We start from the raw sequence: 17,801 nt of genomic DNA on the forward strand, positions 1-17,801 counted from the left end.
ATAAGTCTGGGTTCTGCAAAGTTCTCAGACTTCATTTTAAAATAAAATATACCATTTGGTATATTTTTGTATATTTGCATTATAATTAAGCATTTAAAATGTCAAAGGCAGAAAAGACAAAACAATTTATCATTGAGAAAACGGCTACTTTGTTCAATACAAAGGGCTATAGCGCTACTTCTTTGTCAGACATTACCCAGGCAACCGGACTCACCAAAGGAAGCATCTATGGAAATTTTGAAAATAAGGATCAGGTAGCTATTGAAGTATATAAGTATAATGCAGGATTACTGAGCAAAGTAATGAATCATTCGCTAGGAGATCAATACCCAACCTCAACCGATAAGCTTCACGCTTTTGTATCGTTTTACAGAAAAAACTGGCGCTCTGTTTTTTCAAATGGAGGATGCCCGCTAATGAATGCAGCTACAGAGGCTGATGATTCTTTCCCTGCCCTTAAGCAGTATGTTCAAAAATCCTTTACATTATGGACGGAAAGAATAGCAGCAGTGATTATTCAAGGGCAGAAAAACAACGAGTTAAATGCCTCTATAGATCCTGATGAATATGCCTCTCTATTTATCATGCTTATTGAAGGAGGCATCTTACTTTCAAAAACAATGGATGATGAACGATTTCTGAATCAGGCGCTGGACAAAGTCAAAGAGATGATCGATCATGAACTCACCATTCTTCCATCATAAACGTTCAAATATGGAAACAAAAAAAGTGGCTATTGTAGGATACAACAGAATCCCATTTGCCAGAATGAATACCGCCTATGCAGAAAAGGGCAATCAAGATCTTTTACTATCTGCTCTGAACGGATTGATAGATCGCTATCAATTACAGGGGCAATTACTCGGAGAAGTAGCCGGCGGTGCTGTCATCAAACACATATCAGAAAGCAACCTCATCAGAGAAACCGTCATGAATACCTCATTGAATCCTGCCACTCCTGCCTGTGATCTTCAACAGGCTTGTGATACAGGAATTGAAGCGGCAATTTACATTGGGAATAAAATCGCTCTTGGACAAATAGAATCTGGTATCGCCTGTGGTGTGGAAGCCATGAGCAATATTCCTTTTGAATCTTCTCCCCGATTGAGAAAAGCTCTTTTAAAAGCCAATAAAGAGAAATCTGCATTTGGAAAACTCAAGCAGTTATTAAGTCCAAAACTGAAAGACTGGATGCCTATTCCTTACAAAGGACAGGAACCCAAAACAGGTCTTGTAATGGGTGAACATACTGAAATAACCGCAAAATACTATCAGATTTCAAGGAAAGATCAGGATGAACTGGCATTTAAAAGTCATCAAAACATGGCAAAGGCTTATGATGAAGGATTCTTTGATGATATGATTACACCTGCATATGGTCTGGATAAAGACAATAATCTACGCCGCGATACCAGCCTTGAAAAGCTATCTCAATTAAAACCGGCTTTTGATAAACAAAATGGAACTTTAACAGCTGGGAATTCCACTCCTTTTACAGATGGCGCTTCTGCTATCTTATTAGCCAGTGAAGACTGGTCAAAAGCCAATAATCTTCCTGTTCTGGCTTATATCACATTTTCAGAACTTGCCGGAATAGAATATGTTGAAAACCAGCAGAATTTATTATTAGCACCCGTCTTCGCTGCAGAAAGAATGTTGAAAAAAGCAGGAATGAACCTGGAAGACTTTGATTATTATGAAATTCATGAAGCTTTTGCCGCTCAGGTACTGGCTACCATTAAAATCTGGGAAAATGATGATCTTGCTAAACAGTTCGGATTGGAAAAAGCTCTTGGGAAGATAGACAGAAGCAGACTCAATGTAAAAGGCGGAAGTCTGGCAGCTGCGCACCCTTTTGCTGCAACAGGAGGAAGAATCATAGCTACCTTAGCCAAACTATTGAATGAAAAAGAAAGCGGAAAAGGCTTTATTTCTATCTGTGCGGCTCGTGGACAAGGCGTAACAATGATCTTAGAAAAGTAGTTTACAGCTATTTTTACAGAAAAAACATTCATTATGCTATAAATAATATACTTTATTATTCGTCCGCAGCGAAAGAAAAATGATAATATTGCAAACGGAAAACAGAATGATAAAGAAAAGCAGTGAAATGAAGCATGGGTAAAAACACTTTACCTCATGAAAATCTAATCAGTTTTAAATAATCAACTAATATGAAAAGAGTTGTCATTACAGGATTGGGCGCAGTGACACCCTTGGGAAATAATGTCGAAGATTTTTGGCACAACAGTATTAACGGAGCCAGCGGAGCTGGGTTAATCACTCATTTCGATTCAGAAAAATTTAAGGTACACTTTGCTTGTGAGGTAAAAGGCTTTGATCCAAAGCTGCACCTTACCCACAACGAAATCAAAAGAAGTGATCTTTTTACACAATATGCTATGTACGCTTCAGCAGAAGCAATACAGGATTCTGGTCTAGACCTTGAAAATATGGATCCTTTTGATACCGGAGTAATCTGGGGAACAGGACAGGGCGGAATGTGGACTTTTGAAAAGGAAGTAATGGATTTTGCTCATGGTGATGGTACTCCTCGTTTTAATCCTTTCTTTGTTCCTAAGTTTATTGCCAATATGGCTTCAGGAATGATCTCCATGAAATATGGCCTTCAAGGGATCAATTATACAACAGTTTCTGCCTGTGCAACAGGAAATACAGCATTGATGGATGCTTTCAACTACATCCGTCTCGGAAAAGCAAAAGTAATCATCAGCGGTGGTTCTGAAGCAGCTATTACTCCGGCTTCAATAGGAGGTTTCTCTATTATGAAGGCTATGTCTACCAGAAACGATAATTTTGCAACTGCCAGCCGTCCTTATGATGCAGACAGAGATGGTTTTGTAATGGGTGAAGGTGCAGGAGCCCTAGTTCTTGAAGAATACGAACATGCAATAGCAAGAGGAGCAACAATCTATGCTGAATTAGCCGGCGCAGCTATGACGGCAGATGCTTATCATATGACTGCACCTCATCCGGAAGGTGTGGGAGCCATCAAAGCAATGCATTTAGCCGTAAAAGAAGCTGGTGCCAATATAGAGGATATTGATTATATTAACCCACATGCTACTTCTACTCCACTGGGAGATCTGATTGAGCTAAAAGCTATCAATAATGCATTCAAAGGGAGTAAAAACCTTGATATCAGTGCCACAAAGTCAATGACTGGCCACTTACTAGGTGCTGCCGGAGCCGTTGAAGCGATCCTTTCTATTAAGGCTATTCAAAACGGTATTATTCCACCAACAATCAACCTTCACAGCATTGATGAGAGCATTCCGAAAGATATTAATATTGTATTCGGAGAGGCTAAAGAAAAAGAAATCAATTTTGCATTGAGTAATGCATTTGGTTTCGGAGGACACAATGCCACTTTAGTATTCAAAAAGTTCAGCTAGTTCTGAAATAAAGATAATTTTAATCCCTGTGTTTTTACATAGGGATTTTTAGTGATACAGCAGACAGAATATGCTAAAGTCTCCTAGTGTTACTGGGAGTAAAAAAGTCATCTGCATTTTCAGCCATTGGAATATACAGTCGTATCCATTCTTTACCCTCTATTATATCCCAACTATGGCCATCACCTTCAACATCTTCTGCTAAAAGAATAATCCCTGGTTCAATTATAAATGTTGAACCGTCAGTAACTTTGAATCGGACGACTCCTTTAATTGTAACAACATATTGTTTTCTTGGAGCAACATGTGTATCTTTTTCCCATTCCTCCGTTCGATTGCTGATCCAGAATACATTAGCATGAATATGAGCTAAAGTTGGTATTGTTCCCGCTTCAAAAGTACATGATCTATCAAGCTTACTTATTAATCTAATAGCTGGAACAAATTCTGGTGATACTTCTGGTGATACATTCATATCTCGGTTATTCTTATATTCTGTATTCATAAATCAAATAATAATTACTGTTAAGGAGTATGGTTTCTGATGATAAATGTATTCAAAAATTAAAAAAGCAGTCAAATTTGACTGCTTTTTCTTATGCTTTTAACCACTCCGAAGAGGAAAGATAATTCTGATCAGGATAATAGATAAATAATAAATTTCTACCTTTTATCGTATTAATCATGGATTGTGACAGTTCTCTAGGGATTGCAGGGCAGCCCCAGCTTCTTCCGATTCTTTTATGCACTGCTGCAAATGCGTCACTTACATAATCTGCTCCGTGCATTACGATCGCTCTTTTATACGCCGCATCATTGAATCCTTTATCCATTCCTAATAATCTCAACGAGTATCCGTTATCTCCCTGATAGGTTGCATCTGTGATATAAAATCCCATGCTGCTCTGTCGCGAACTTTCCGTATTAGAAAAATTCGTGGCAAATTCTTCGCCTGTATTTTTACCATGAGCTACCAGTGAGTTGAACAATACTTTTTTATCATTCAAATCAATTACCCAAAGTCTTTTGGTATTGGAAGACATAGAAAAATCGCAAACAGTTAATAGATGCGACTCGTCAGTAAGTAATCCTGCTTTCTTTAGGTTTTCAAATCCTGTTAATGCTTTAGAAAACACTTCATAGTTCAATTCATGTTCAGGATCAAATTCGATGGATTGGTATAGTGCTTCTGAAGAAGATACTGCCGTAGTAGTATTCTCAGATTTCGTGTCAGTTACTCTTTCTGTCTTTGTTATGTTGACGTTTTCATTCTTTACCATTGCTCTTGGAGAAATGTAGAATGAAGTCGTCACCATGTAAAAAAGGCCTATTACGCCATAAAATCCTTTCATTCAATAATATATTAGTACCAAATTAGTGGGGCAAAATTATAAAAACATCGCTATCAGCCACTTATAAGTCTAAAAAGTTTAACTGAATTTAAGAAACTTTAACGTCCTGATTATGTGAAATAAAGCCCATTATTTTTGCGAATCTCCTACGAATTCCAGACTGATAGAATTCATGCAATATCTCAACCCTGTAGGCTTTGGACCATCATCAAACACATGTCCTAAATGAGAATCACATCTCTTACAAAGCACTTCTACTCTTTCCATTCCATAGGTAGTATCTCTTTTATAATAAACTCCTTCTTTATCAGCCTCAAAGAAACTTGGCCATCCGCAGCTGCTTGAAAATTTTGAAGTGGAACGGAATAAATGGTTCCCACAAACAGCACAATAATAGTCTCCTAACTCATCAAAATCATTATATTTTCCGGTAAAAGCTCTTTCTGTAGCCGCTTCTCTTCCGATTGCATAAAGATCGGGAGCCAGAATCTTCTTCCATTCATCATTGGAGATATTCAGCTTTGTAGTATCGGTTCTTGAGTAATATGGATTGTTTTTTGCTTCTGTATTTTCCATAGAAGTAATTTTAATAGGTTTCTGTTTCTGCGTACATCCCTGCAGAACAATTAATATAATAGCTGAAATTAAAAACTTCATCATAAGTTTTAACATTTAAAGTATAATAAAACTTTTATACGTTTTGAACTAAAAAGCTTTATTAACATTCAATGGTTTCATAACCAAATTTAGTAAATTTGAGAATATGAATGACGAAGCAAAAAGAAAACAGCTTAGAAAATATAAGGCATTTGCCACAGGATTGTTTGTTCTGATGGCTCTTATTTTCATTGTGACGACTATTATGCAGAAATCCAGTTCCTCTCATTGGATCGGCTATGTACGCGCTTTTGCTGAAGCTGCCATGGTAGGTGCATTGGCAGACTGGTTTGCAGTTACCGCATTATTCCGTCATCCCCTTGGACTTCCAATTCCACATACCAACCTGATTGAAAACAGTAAACAAAAATTGGGCGATAACCTGGGAAGTTTCGTAGTCAGTAATTTTCTTTCTCCTCAGAATATCCGCCCATACATCCAAAAACTAAAAATTTCCGGTTTTGTAGGAGAATGGCTGGCCAAGGAAAAAAAATCAGGATATTCTGATCCGAAACGTATCAGATATTATTCTTGACATCCTCAATAAGCTTGATGATTCTACAGTGAGCCAGTTTATCAGTAGAAAGGTTTCTGATATGACGGATGATATCAAACTCAACAAAGTGGTAGGAAACGGGATCCATTATATTCTGGAAAAGAATGACCATCAGAGAATCATCACCAATCTTGCCAAACAGATCAAGGAATACATTGTTCAAAATGATGAGATGATAAAAGACAGGGTAAAAAAAGGAAGTTATACATTCATCCCATCTTTTGTTGATAATAAAATTGCGGATAAAATTACAGATGGACTGTCTGATTTTTTCAAGGAAATAGAAGAAAATCCGGAACATGAAGTGAGAGCCTTAATTACTCAAAAAATTCATGAATTTTCGGTTGATTTAAAGGAAGACCCAAAATGGGATGACGAATTTAAAACCATCAAAAACGGGCTTCTTAAAAATGATAAACTGGATGAATACTCCAATGACATTTGGGTTTCTATCAAGAAAACCCTGATGAAAGAACTTCAGGAAGACCATTCTGCCTTGAAAAATTATCTTTCCAAAAACCTGAATGAATTTTCACAAAATTTGAAAACCGATGAAAACCTTCAGAACAAAATCGATCATTGGGTTCGGGTAACGGCTTATAAATATATTTTGAAAAACACGCATCAATTCGGAAACCTCATCAGCACCACTGTGGGTAACTGGCAAGGCAAGGAATTGAGTGAAAAAATGGAGCTGGAAGTAGGAAAAGATCTTCAGTTCATCCGTGTTAATGGAACTTTAGTAGGAGGTTTGGTAGGGCTTATCATTTATACCATTGCCCACTTCTTTATTTAAAAACGGTAACACAACCATGAAAAAACTTCTTATTCTTCTCCTATTTTCCTTTTTCCTTCCTGGTAAAAGCCAAAAGGTTGAATTAAAAGCGATAACAGACTCTTCTCAGATTTTTAAGGGAGAAATTGCAGGAGTTCCCATTACTCTGCAGCTTCATTATGATGGCATTCCGGATTGCAACTTATATCAACATTTTGTAGACGGCTGGTATTATTACGATAAATATCAAAAGAAAATTCCTCTTACAGGACTTTATGATTATGGGAAACTATCAGTATATAATTTCGGGCCTAAGCATCAACAAATTTCCAAACAGTTTAAAGAGAAAATCAACTCACCGCAAGACGTAGAAAAAGTACTGGAAATTGCGAAAAATTTTAGCCCAAAGGAAACCATCTTATTCGGACAGGATCAAATCAAGGAAAATCCAATTTTGGGAAGTTTTCACTTAGAGAATAAAGATAAAATCCAACCTGCAAAACTATTTACTGGTAATGATATGATCTATCGCTACAATAATTACCTCATTTTACCCAATAACAAAAAAATAAACACCTTTGACATTATTAACCTGTATGGTGGAAATGAACTTATTTCTTATGTTTCCGGGGAAAAAGGAAACCGAATTTTATTGTATTTCGACCATGCCTCCAACCTTAATGCCTGTGGAAGATGTGGGGCCAGCGAAGGTGAAAAAGGCTACAGAATTTTTTATTTTACCAAAGACTGGAATTATAAAAGATATGAAGAATTCCTTACTGAAAGCTGTCTGGAAAATATCTATGACACCACCAAAACAAAATCAAAGGATGGCAAAACGATCATATATAAAGTTGGTAAATCGGATTCTTCTCAAGCTTATACCTTAAATGTTGATATTAAAAATGCTGCTGTAACAAAATCAAAATAAAAAGGATTCTATTTGATACACATGCTATTTTTGCTTGCCATGAATGCACGAATTTCTTATTTGCACATTCAAAAAATAAATACATTATAGTTTAGCTTAATTTTTAAAATAAAGGTTTTTATGTGAATTTACAGCAGATAGCATTAATGAAAGTTTGTGCATTTGCGGCTAAAACAAAAAAAGAGACCCTCTGGCCTCTTTATATTTATCTTGGCAATCTGCCTGCTCTTTTTAAAATCTCTTTGTTGATTTCATTAATCAGTTCCGGGCCTTCATAAATAAATCCGGTGTATAACTGAACCAGGCTTGCTCCAGCATCTAGTTTTTCAATAGCATCTTTCGCTGAGTGAATTCCTCCTACTCCAATGATTGGGAATGCCCTGTTACTTTTATCCGAAAGATATTTGATCATTTTTGTACTTCTCTCACGAATTGGCTTTCCGCTTAATCCTCCGTTTCCGATTTGTTCCAGAACTTCAGGAGATGTCTTTAATCCTTCTCTGTTGACAGAGGTATTGGAAACAATCACACCATCTATTTTAGTTTCTGCAATCAGATCAACAATTTCATCTAACTGAGTGTTATTAAGATCCGGAGCAATTTTCAGTAATATAGGTTTCTGTACAGATTTTGACTGATTGATTTTCTTTACTTCTGTAATCAGCTCACGAAGATATTCTACATCTTCCAGTTTGGCATGGCTTCCTACATTCGGGCAGCTTACATTCAGAACAAAATAATCTACATGAGGATGTAGCCCTTCAAAACAGTCCAGGTAATCCTGGGTATAGTTTTCAGGTTGTGTATCTGTATTTTTTCCGATGTTTCCACCGATGATGATTTTCCCTTTGTTAGATTTCAGCTTTTCGATTGCAGCATGAAGACCATCATTGTTGAATCCCATTCTGTTGATGATTCCACCATCTTCAATAAGTCGGAATAATCTTTTCTTAGGATTTCCTGCCTGTGCTCTTGGAGTTACCGTTCCAATTTCTACAAATCCGAACCCTAAGTCTCCCAATTCGTTGAACAAGACAGCATTTTTATCAAAACCGGCAGCCAGTCCTACAGGATTTTTAAATTTCAATCCGAAAACTTCTCTCTCCAGACGTTTGTCTTCAATAGGTTTTGGGAAAAATAATTTAGTAAGAAATCCAAAATTCTTTAGCATTGAAAAAGTAAAGTGATGTACTTCTTCAGGATCAAATTTGAAAAGAATCGGACGAATGAGCGATTTGTACATTGAAAAAAAGTTTTACAAAATTACTCATTTTAAAATTAATGGATGATTACCGTATGATATTTTATCAAAATGTTTGATATATAGCATCTATAAAGCGGATAAGATATACCTACTCTACAAACTCAGTGATTTTTTTTAACGCTATGGTCGCAAAAGAGCAATAATACTGAAAACATTTTTTGTTCGCAAAGGCGTTTCACTAAGCGAAGAATCCATTCCCATTTGCTGAACGAAATGCTGCTGCGATCGAAAAGGTATTTATTTAAAGGACTTTGCGTTCATAGCGTTAAAAATCTAAATATACGATTAAGAATAGGAGCTCAAATCAAATTTCAGTATATCTCCTACTCTTTTGAACTCTTCATCTATAGTGGCATTTACTGTAATTCTTTCGTTAGAAATAGGATGATTAAAAATTAATTGATGAGCATGAAGTGTCATTTTATTAATACCAAATGTTTGAAGCCACAACTTATTCTGCTTATTGCAGCCATGCTTGCGACAGCCCAAAATTGGATGCAGAATATGTTTAAAATGTTTTCTCAGCTGATGAAATCTTCCTGTTTCAGGAATGGCTTCTACCAAACAATATCTCGAAGTCTGATGTTTTAAAAAAGGTAAATCGATTTCCGAAGTCTGCAAACGCTGGTAGTATGTGACCGCATTTTGCTTGACTTCATTTTCATTAACTAAATCGTAATCGATGGTTTCTTCTTCTTTTGCCCAACCCCTAAGAATGGCAAGATATTTCTTCTCTACTTCGCGTGATGCAAACTGTTCGCTCATAATTCTGAGCGTATCTTTATCTAAAGTAAACAGCAAAACCCCTGAAGTTTTCCGGTCTAACCGATGTACAGGATACACTTTTTGTCCAATTTGTTTCTTCAGTTCCTGAATAGCATACGTATCGGCTTCACCAGCATAGAAGGATTTGTGAACTAATAATCCACTGGGTTTATTGATCGCAATAATATGCTCGTCCCGATAAAGAATTTCTAACATGGTGCAAAAGTAGAAATTTTCTACTGATTCTTATTTCATTGAGAAGGTTTAAAAATGTATGAGGTTATTCTTATTCTAAACCTGACAGGTTTGTAGAGGCACAGAAGTCAATAGCCCTGATTGAGCGGTATGTTTGAGCTCTTTTCTTAGTTTCGGCGGCGGCTTTGCCGCCGCCGAAACTAAGAAAAAGCGATTAGCGAAAGCAGGTTCCCGGCTCCTGAAAACGAAAATCAAACTATTTAATGGATTATTAATAGCTTTTTTTACTGAATCTCATGATTTTGGATCCAAATTGCTATTTTTGCACATCAGACGTAAAAAAAATTATGGCAAAGCAAGAAGATGTTTTCAAGAAAGTAATTTCTCACGCTAAAGAATATGGATTTATTTTCCCTTCAAGTGAGATCTATGATGGTTTATCCGCTGTTTATGATTATGGACAGAACGGGGCTGAACTTAAAAATAATATCAAACAATACTGGTGGAAAGCTATGGTACAGCTTAACGAAAATATTGTGGGTATTGATTCGGCAATCCTTATGCACCCAACAACATGGAAAGCATCGGGCCACGTAGACGCTTTCAACGATCCATTGATTGATAACAAGGATTCTAAGAAACGTTTCAGAGCAGATGTTTTAGTAGAAGACTACTGTGCTAAAATTGAAGATAAAGAGAATAAAGAAATCGAAAAAGCTGCGAAAAGATTCGGAGAAGCTTTCGATAAGGACCAATTTGTTGCTACAAATCCAAAAATTCTGGAATACAGAGCGAAAAGAGAGGCTATTCTTTCAAGATTGGCAAAATCTTTAGAAAATGAGGATCTTGCTGATGTAAAAGCATTAATTGAAGAGCTTGAAATTGCCGATCCTGATACTGGTTCTAAAAACTGGACAGAGGTAAGACAGTTCAACTTAATGTTTGGAACTAAACTTGGTGCTTCTGCAGACAGCGCTATGGATCTTTATCTTAGACCAGAGACTGCTCAGGGTATTTTCGTGAACTATTTAAATGTTCAGAAAACTTCACGTCATAAACTTCCTTTCGGTATTGCACAGATTGGTAAGGCGTTCAGAAATGAGATTGTTGCAAGACAGTTCATCTTCAGAATGCGTGAGTTCGAACAAATGGAAATGCAGTTCTTTGTAGCTCCGGGTACAGAACTGGAATTCTACGAAAATTGGAAACAAAAGCGTCTGAACTGGCACTTGGCACTAGGATTAGGTAGTGATAATTACAGATTCCATGATCACGAAAAATTAGCTCACTACGCCAATGCAGCAGCTGATATTGAATTCAATTTCCCGTTTGGTTTCAAAGAACTGGAAGGAATTCACTCCAGAACGGATTTTGACCTTAAGGCTCACGAAAAATTCTCTGGAAGAAAACTACAGTTCTTCGATCCTGAAAGAAACGAAAACTATGTTCCATATGTAGTGGAAACTTCTGTAGGTTTAGACAGATTATTCTTATCTATTTTCTCTCACTGCTTAAAAGATGAAGTTTTAGAAGATGGTTCAGAAAGAACAGTTTTATCTTTACCTCCGGCTTTAGCACCAATTAAAGCAGCAATTCTTCCTTTAATGAAGAAAGATGGTTTAGCTGAGTATGCTGAGAAGATCTTCAACGACCTGAAATATGATTTCAACTTATTCTATGAAGAGAAAGATGCGATCGGAAAACGTTACAGAAGACAGGATGCGATTGGTACTCCTTATTGTATCACTGTAGACCACGATTCATTAACAGATCATACGGTAACCATCAGAGACAGAGATACAATGCAACAGGAAAGAGTTCCGGTTTCAGAGTTGAGAAGAATCATTGATGAGAAGACCAACTTCAGAAATCTACTTTCTAAAATATAATGTAAAAGCCCTGGAAAATCAGGGCTTTTTTTTATTTCTCCAACATATTCTATAATTTATTATTTTAGCCCAAAATTCGACCATGAAAAAAATCACTTTATTGATGTTTGGTTTTATCCAGGCATTGGTATTTTCCCAAACCCAGGATTTAACAACTTTAGCAGCAGGAGATCATGTAGGAATGAATGCCTTATTTGATGATAAGGATAATCTTTACGGCTATGTTTCCCTATATTCTTACGGAAAATCCGGAGAAAAGGCAAAGAAGTTTGAATATGTTATCTTGGACAAAAATCTTAATCCTGTCGCCAATAAAGAATTCGAAGGAGACATTACAGCAGCTTCCTATAGAGGATATGTAGACTTCAAAGGGCAAATCATTCTCAAACCTTCTATGATGGATTATTCACTGGTAAAAAGCAGAGAAATATTCACACCTGTTTCCATGGTCATAGATCCAAAGACCAATACAATTACCAGGAAAATATATTATGATTATCAGGAAGATGGTACTTTTAAGGAGATCAATGAGCCTAAAAGCTGGAAAGCACAGCGTAAAGAAAGCCGTGATGAGAAAAAGGAAAAGGGTTATAATTATGTTTCAGCAGTTGGAGAATTGAAAGAAGGAGGCTATTTTGCTATAGAATTTAAGGATTATGGAAAGTATCAAAACAGCAATAATCTGATCCGTTTCGATCATAACAAAAAGGAAGTCTGGAGATATCAATATAATACCGACGGAAGTAAAAAGATTTTCACCACATTATCAGTTCTTGAAAGAGATGAAAACTATATGTATTGTGTGATGAAGAAAGTACATGAAAAAGACAAAGCATTCAGCCTTCTGGTCATAGACATGAAAACAGGAAAAGAAGTATCCAACAAACCTATTACAGGGCTTTCTGATGATGCTATTGACAATATTGACTCGTTCTATTCTAACTACAGACAACTTGATAATGATAAAACGTTTGATGACAAAGTGGTTCTGCTGGGAAGAAATTACAATAATTCTGATTTTGTAGGGTTTGCAAGAATGATGGTGGATAAATCAAACTTTACGACAGATACCAAAGTCATTAATTTCGATCCTAATATTGCTGCATTTTTACCCAAAGTTGATAAAAATGGTTTTGTAGAAAATGGTTATATGCTTCAAACCAAAGACATGTATTTTATGAATGACGGAAGCGTTGGGATTTTATCTGAAAAATATAAGCCGGCAGGCCAGTATACAGCACCTAAAACAACTGATCTTGTTTACATTTACACAGATAAAGACTTCAAAGTAAAAAATGTTCAGGTGTTTGAAAAAGAAAAATCAAAATGGGTAAATAGTGACTACCTGTTCTCACAATACCTTAACGGAGGTAAAGATGTGGTATTCTTCTATCGTGACTATCAAAAGGATGAAGTTACGAAACAAAAAAGATGGAACCTCTTTATCAATACTATTATTGACGGAAAATTCAAACAAGAGATTATTCCTATTTCTGAAAAAGATAATTACACGGTCATTCCGTATGTAGGAAAAGAAGGTTATATCTTGCTACGTGAATATAATGAAAAAGAAAAATTCAATAAAATCCGTCTGGAAAAGTTGAACTATTAATAAAAGATTGTTCTTCCCACATTATTTTTTACTTATATATTCCAAATGCTTATGTTGTAAAAATTATTTGAGCATTTGGCTAAAAATAAAAACTATCTCCCATTTGAGATAGCTTTTGGTTTTGGAAATCTAAAGTATTGTAATGTTCAAGCATATATTAACTTATGATACTATTTCGATGTTATAGCAAGTTCGGCACCCTGATAATAATCTGAAATATTTTTGACCTCATCCAGGCTTAGATTCCACATAAAGTTCAGGAATTGCTGATAACTTTCACTTTGATCCTTAGGTTCTACTCTATCCAGATATCGGTTCAGGTTATAGTTTTTCCTGGCCTCGTAAATTTTGGAGAAGCATTTTCCCAGCCACTCTTTATAGTACTTTTCCTCTTCTCCGTCCTGCAGGAATTGCATCGCTGCATAAATTCCCAATCCATAATCTTCAGAGTGGAAATAGTTGGGAAGGATCTCCATTCTTGCAGTTTTTTTCAAAGCCAGATATGCCTCGGATGGTTTTTCCGATTCTACAGAAGTATTAAGTTCAGGAAAAGTCTTTTTAAGCTTTTCTATCCTTTTTACCATTTCTGGGTGCGAGGCAACAGAATCCTTGTCCAGTTTCTCTTTGTAAAAGTTATAATTGTACAGAGAAAAATCTTCTTTCTTCATCCATTTATCATTAAAAGCCTGCTTGGGAAGATCAAAAAGTTTTTTATAGGTTTCCATTTTAAGTACTCTGGGTGAAATGGTATCGAATTTCTGGAGTTTTTGTAATCCGCTGACAAACTCACTTTTCTTAAAGTCACTGTTTTTAAAAATAACGTATCCCAGAGAATCCGCCTGCATTTCAAACTTTCTCTTCTCTACTCCTTTTTTATAAATTCTGTTTTTAAGAATATCAAAAGCCTTTTCGTTACGTCCCTTACTGCGCTGATCTGTGGTTTCTTTGATATTTTGTACTGTAGATTTGTCTAGTTTATTCTGTTCTACACTATTCAGGATAGATTTCAGCGTATGTTCTTCTATCTTATGTCCTAATTCATGGGAAATTACCCCTGCTATCTGAGCTTCATTATCCATCCAGTTATACAATCCCATATTGATCACAAAAGTTCCGTCTGCAAGACAGTATGCATTGGGTGTATTATCTCTTGCAATAAGAATTTTAAGATCCTTGGGAATTCTGGGATTATTTTTTCTGAGCCTTTCTACTAAAGATTTAATGACAGCATCAAATTCAGATTTAAAAACAAAGTCTTTATTTTTTACCTGCTTTTCAAAATCAGTTCCGAATTCTTTATAAATTTTAGACATTTCGGAGCCTGTCCTTCCGGAATACTGGGATCTCAGCCCTTTCATCAAAGTTTCATTATTGGTGGTAAAATGTTTCAAAAAATCTTTCCGCTGAAGGTAGTCCGCGGTATCTATGGCTTTATAGGTCTGGGAAATTCCCGCTACTGAAAACAGGAAGTACATCAATACAATAAGTTTTCTGGTCATATTTTTCATCACTTAAACAAAAATAATGTATTTGATGATTCATTTTTATTTTTTTTCCCAAATTATTTTAAATTTGTTAGAGACCGATTGACGAAAAATGAGAATACTAAAATACATGATAGGCGGAGCTGTAGCAGGTGCGGCAGCAGCTTACTTTTTGGGATATGAATATTTATTCAGTGGAATTTCCAAAACGTATCTTAAAGGAAGAGCAAGTGCCTATATTGATGATGGAGATTTATTTCCCAGTAATCCTATTGCTACAGAATCTCCCAAACGATGGGAAGAGGCCCCTGAATATAACACAAAAGAGCTACCGAAAGATTTAGTTGATAACTTAAAGCATTCCAAAGCAGCATCTTTTATAGTGATAAAGAATAGTAAAATTCTTCATGAACAATACTGGGATGGATACAATCAGCTCTCTCAGACCAATTCTTTTTCTATGGCAAAAGCAGTAACTGTAATGCTTTTGGGTAAAGCTTTGGAAGAAGGTCTCATCAACAACATTGATGAAAAGCTGTCTGATTTTTATGCTGAATTTAAAGAAAAGACTTTCGGGAATCAGGTTACGCTTAAAAATTTGGCTCAAATGGAATCTGGTCTCGACTGGGATGAAAGCTATAATAGTCCGTTTCTTCCCAATGCCAAAGCCTATTATGGAAAGAGTCTTGTAAAGGCTGTATTTTCAAGAAAATTCAAAGAGCAGCCGGGAACAAGGTTTGAATATCAGAGCGGCTCTACACAGCTCCTTGGTTTCGCCTTAAAAAAAGTCTTGAAACAACCATTGGCAAATTATCTTTCTGAAAAATTCTGGATTCCGATGGGAATGGAACAGAATGCAAAATGGAGCACTGATGATTATGGAATGGAAAAAACCTATTGCTGTATCCATTCCAATGCAAGAGACTTTGCTAAACTTGGACTTCTATTTCTGAATGATGGTAAAGTTGGAGATCAGCAAATTCTTAACACAAATTTTATTGAGCAGATGAGAACGCCTACAGAAAAATCTGAAAATATTTATGGAATGGGGTTTTGGATCAATTATGACAACCCGATCAAACATTACTATTTTCTGGGACTTCAGGGACAATATATCATTATGGTTCCGGAACATGATATGGTCATAGTAAAAACCGGAAGCTATCCTAATAATCCTAAAAATGACAGGGGAAGACCGGATCAGGTGAAGTTCCTTGTTAATGAAACCGTACAATTATTCCAATAAAAACATGGAAAAATACAGCTCAAAAATAGACGCTTATATCGAAAAATCTCAGGATTTTGCAAAGCCGATTCTGAATTATATACGTGAGATCGTTCATGAACACTGCCCAGACGCAGAAGAAACCATGAAGTGGAGTTTTCCGCATTTTATCTACAAGGGTAAAAACCTTTGTGCTATGGCTTCCTTCAAGCAACACTGTACCTTCGGGTTCTGGCTGGAAAAAGAAATGAAAACCATGCAGGAAATTACTCAGGATATTGAGAAGAGTTCTATGTTTAGCTTAGGTAGAATCACTAAAATTGAAGATCTTCCTTCAAAACTTCAACTGAAAAAAGCGATTAAAGAAGCCATGGAACTTACGGATATGGGAATTACCATGAAAAAAACAGCTCCATCCAAAACAGAAGTGGAAATTCCTGATTATTTTTTATCTGCACTCAAAGCTCAGCCAAAAGCATTGTCCATTTTTGAAGAAGCCTCACCATCGTTCAGAAAAGAATACATCACATGGATTGTAGATGCGAAAACAGAATCTACCCGGAATAAAAGAATGGAACAGGCTTTGGATTGGATTGCAGAAGGAAAAGGGAGAAACTGGAAGTATGAAAGGAAATAAAAGTTTCTGATACTCAAAATTTATATTAACATCAAATAAAAGATCCCCCAAATGGAGGATCTTTATTGATTTGAATAGTGGTAATATTATTTACTCTGTTCAAGTTTTACCTCTTTCGGGAGATCAAAAAAAGAATCGGGGACCTCTTTATTATCGATCTTGGTTGCAATACTTACCATTTTAAATTGTTGATTTTCAACAATAATTCTTAATGGAAAAGCTTTTGCTTTGGAAATATAGTCATACCAATTACCGAATTTATGATTCTTGAAAAGATCCGGATCTACACGAAGGGAGGAATTGAAATAATATTTCTGAATTCCGTTTTTACATATTAAGATCACTTCATCACATGTTCTACCAAGTATTGTAGCAGCATTTTTATTGACTTCCGCTTTCAATACCTCATCTCCCTGTACGCTGCAATCATTCCAGTATACAGTTTCTGAGTTTCCCATCTTGTTGTAAAGCTTATTTTCTTTATTGATATACAATTGCCAAAGAATAAGTTTTCCATTGGAAATAGATTTGTAATTTCCATTTTGGGTAAAGTAATTCTGAGTGGTCCCCAGCATTATATTCAGCTGGTTATTACTAAGCTGTGCCACTTTACTTTCATAAGTATTGGAATACACTATTTCTCCTTTGAAATTTTGTGAGTATAAAATTCCTGACAAACATATCAGCAAGATTCTCAATATATTTTTCATACTATTCATTAAAACTGATCATTAAACTGGGTTATCATTAATTCAGGTTTGGTTTTTGAGTACTTTACCTTAACTGTATCTCCCACTTTAAAATTTTCAGACTCAGAAAAACCATCTGATTCAATATATTCGGTTCCATTAACAGTATATTTTACCCAGACGTTATTCCCTTTGTATGTAGATTTTTTTGTTACTATTCCATTGGTAATTTCATAGTCTTGGTTCACATAGTCAATATCTTCCAATACATTCTTTCGGATTGTAGTTGCTATAAAATATATTCCTAACATTAAGACTGCTATAGTAGCAAAAACTTTTAATTTATCTTTCATA

General features: G+C 35.8%; 16 protein-coding genes and 1 pseudogene. 9 read left to right on the plus strand and 8 right to left on the minus strand.

Annotated features, from left to right (window positions below):
• The first annotated feature begins 98 nt into the window (after nucleotides 1–98).
• The 3 genes from H5J24_RS22110 (at nucleotide 99) to fabF (ending at nucleotide 3,416) form a co-directional block, all read left to right on the plus strand.
• Entirely contained in the window at nucleotides 99–704 is a 606-nt protein-coding gene (locus H5J24_RS22110) for a TetR/AcrR family transcriptional regulator (RefSeq protein ID WP_068940663.1), read from the plus strand.
• 10 nt (nucleotides 705–714) lie between these two features.
• Nucleotides 715–1,983, plus strand: coding sequence for an acetyl-CoA C-acetyltransferase (locus H5J24_RS22115; RefSeq protein WP_232815867.1), 1,269 nt, complete (start codon nucleotides 715–717; stop codon nucleotides 1,981–1,983).
• A gap of 191 nt (nucleotides 1,984–2,174) precedes the next feature.
• Complete coding sequence (fabF, locus tag H5J24_RS22120) at nucleotides 2,175–3,416, plus strand: beta-ketoacyl-ACP synthase II (RefSeq protein ID WP_068940665.1); 1,242 nt, start codon at nucleotides 2,175–2,177, stop codon at nucleotides 3,414–3,416.
• Nucleotides 3,417–3,489: 73 nt separating this feature from the next.
• Here fabF and H5J24_RS22125 read toward each other — a convergent pair whose 3' ends face one another.
• From H5J24_RS22125 to msrB, 3 genes are all read right to left on the minus strand, one after another.
• The gene (locus tag H5J24_RS22125; RefSeq protein WP_068940668.1) at nucleotides 3,490–3,921 is read right to left on the minus strand and encodes a cupin domain-containing protein; all 432 of its coding nucleotides are present in this window, start codon (nucleotides 3,919–3,921) and stop codon (nucleotides 3,490–3,492) included.
• 91 nt (nucleotides 3,922–4,012) lie between these two features.
• A complete protein-coding gene (locus H5J24_RS22130; protein ID WP_068940670.1) occupies nucleotides 4,013–4,768 on the minus strand; it encodes a murein L,D-transpeptidase catalytic domain family protein in 756 nt (251 codons plus the stop codon).
• A 129-nt stretch (nucleotides 4,769–4,897) separates the two neighbouring features.
• Nucleotides 4,898–5,344 (minus strand): peptide-methionine (R)-S-oxide reductase MsrB, encoded by a 447-nt coding sequence (gene msrB, locus H5J24_RS22135; RefSeq protein ID WP_390881146.1) that lies wholly within the window; start codon nucleotides 5,342–5,344, stop codon nucleotides 4,898–4,900.
• A gap of 187 nt (nucleotides 5,345–5,531) precedes the next feature.
• On the opposite strand from msrB, the pseudogene H5J24_RS22140 reads away from it, so the two are divergent.
• Together H5J24_RS22140 and H5J24_RS22145 are read left to right on the plus strand one after the other, a co-directional pair.
• Nucleotides 5,532–6,777, plus strand: a pseudogene (locus tag H5J24_RS22140) (DUF445 domain-containing protein).
• Nucleotides 6,778–6,793: 16 nt separating this feature from the next.
• A complete protein-coding gene (locus tag H5J24_RS22145; protein ID WP_096788271.1) occupies nucleotides 6,794–7,687 on the plus strand; it encodes a hypothetical protein in 894 nt (297 codons plus the stop codon).
• Between the two features lie 205 nt (nucleotides 7,688–7,892).
• Here H5J24_RS22145 and H5J24_RS22150 read toward each other — a convergent pair whose 3' ends face one another.
• Nucleotides 7,893–8,930: a quinone-dependent dihydroorotate dehydrogenase gene (locus H5J24_RS22150; RefSeq protein WP_068940678.1), complete on the minus strand. Its 1,038-nt coding sequence runs from the start codon at nucleotides 8,928–8,930 to the stop codon at nucleotides 7,893–7,895.
• A 306-nt stretch (nucleotides 8,931–9,236) separates the two neighbouring features.
• Nucleotides 9,237–9,932 (minus strand): pseudouridine synthase, encoded by a 696-nt coding sequence (locus tag H5J24_RS22155; RefSeq protein ID WP_068940681.1) that lies wholly within the window; start codon nucleotides 9,930–9,932, stop codon nucleotides 9,237–9,239.
• 326 nt (nucleotides 9,933–10,258) lie between these two features.
• Here H5J24_RS22155 and H5J24_RS22160 point away from each other — a divergent pair, with 326 nt between their 5' ends.
• Nucleotides 10,259–11,800, plus strand: a complete 1,542-nt coding sequence (locus H5J24_RS22160; RefSeq protein WP_068940683.1) for a glycine--tRNA ligase — start codon at nucleotides 10,259–10,261, stop codon at nucleotides 11,798–11,800.
• 82 nt (nucleotides 11,801–11,882) lie between these two features.
• Nucleotides 11,883–13,412: a hypothetical protein gene (locus H5J24_RS22165; protein WP_068940685.1), complete on the plus strand. Its 1,530-nt coding sequence runs from the start codon at nucleotides 11,883–11,885 to the stop codon at nucleotides 13,410–13,412.
• Nucleotides 13,413–13,582: 170 nt separating this feature from the next.
• Here the strand turns inward: H5J24_RS22165 and H5J24_RS22170 are convergent, their stop codons facing one another.
• Nucleotides 13,583–14,911: a M48 family metalloprotease gene (locus H5J24_RS22170; RefSeq protein WP_228407580.1), complete on the minus strand. Its 1,329-nt coding sequence runs from the start codon at nucleotides 14,909–14,911 to the stop codon at nucleotides 13,583–13,585.
• A gap of 97 nt (nucleotides 14,912–15,008) precedes the next feature.
• On the opposite strand from H5J24_RS22170, the gene H5J24_RS22175 reads away from it, so the two are divergent.
• Both H5J24_RS22175 and H5J24_RS22180 read left to right on the plus strand, forming a co-directional pair.
• The gene (locus tag H5J24_RS22175; protein WP_082811029.1) at nucleotides 15,009–16,142 is read left to right on the plus strand and encodes a serine hydrolase domain-containing protein; all 1,134 of its coding nucleotides are present in this window, start codon (nucleotides 15,009–15,011) and stop codon (nucleotides 16,140–16,142) included.
• A 4-nt stretch (nucleotides 16,143–16,146) separates the two neighbouring features.
• Nucleotides 16,147–16,758, plus strand: a complete 612-nt coding sequence (locus H5J24_RS22180) for a YdeI/OmpD-associated family protein (protein ID WP_068940931.1) — start codon at nucleotides 16,147–16,149, stop codon at nucleotides 16,756–16,758.
• Nucleotides 16,759–16,844: 86 nt separating this feature from the next.
• Here H5J24_RS22180 and H5J24_RS22185 read toward each other — a convergent pair whose 3' ends face one another.
• Both H5J24_RS22185 and H5J24_RS22190 read right to left on the minus strand, forming a co-directional pair.
• The gene (locus H5J24_RS22185) at nucleotides 16,845–17,468 is read right to left on the minus strand and encodes a hypothetical protein (protein ID WP_096788272.1); all 624 of its coding nucleotides are present in this window, start codon (nucleotides 17,466–17,468) and stop codon (nucleotides 16,845–16,847) included.
• Between the two features lie 8 nt (nucleotides 17,469–17,476).
• Nucleotides 17,477–17,800: a hypothetical protein gene (locus H5J24_RS22190; RefSeq protein ID WP_045491681.1), complete on the minus strand. Its 324-nt coding sequence runs from the start codon at nucleotides 17,798–17,800 to the stop codon at nucleotides 17,477–17,479.
• Nucleotide 17,801 lies beyond the last annotated feature (1 nt).

Source organism: Chryseobacterium capnotolerans, from assembly GCF_021278965.1.
GTDB classification, from domain to species: domain Bacteria; phylum Bacteroidota; class Bacteroidia; order Flavobacteriales; family Weeksellaceae; genus Chryseobacterium; species Chryseobacterium capnotolerans.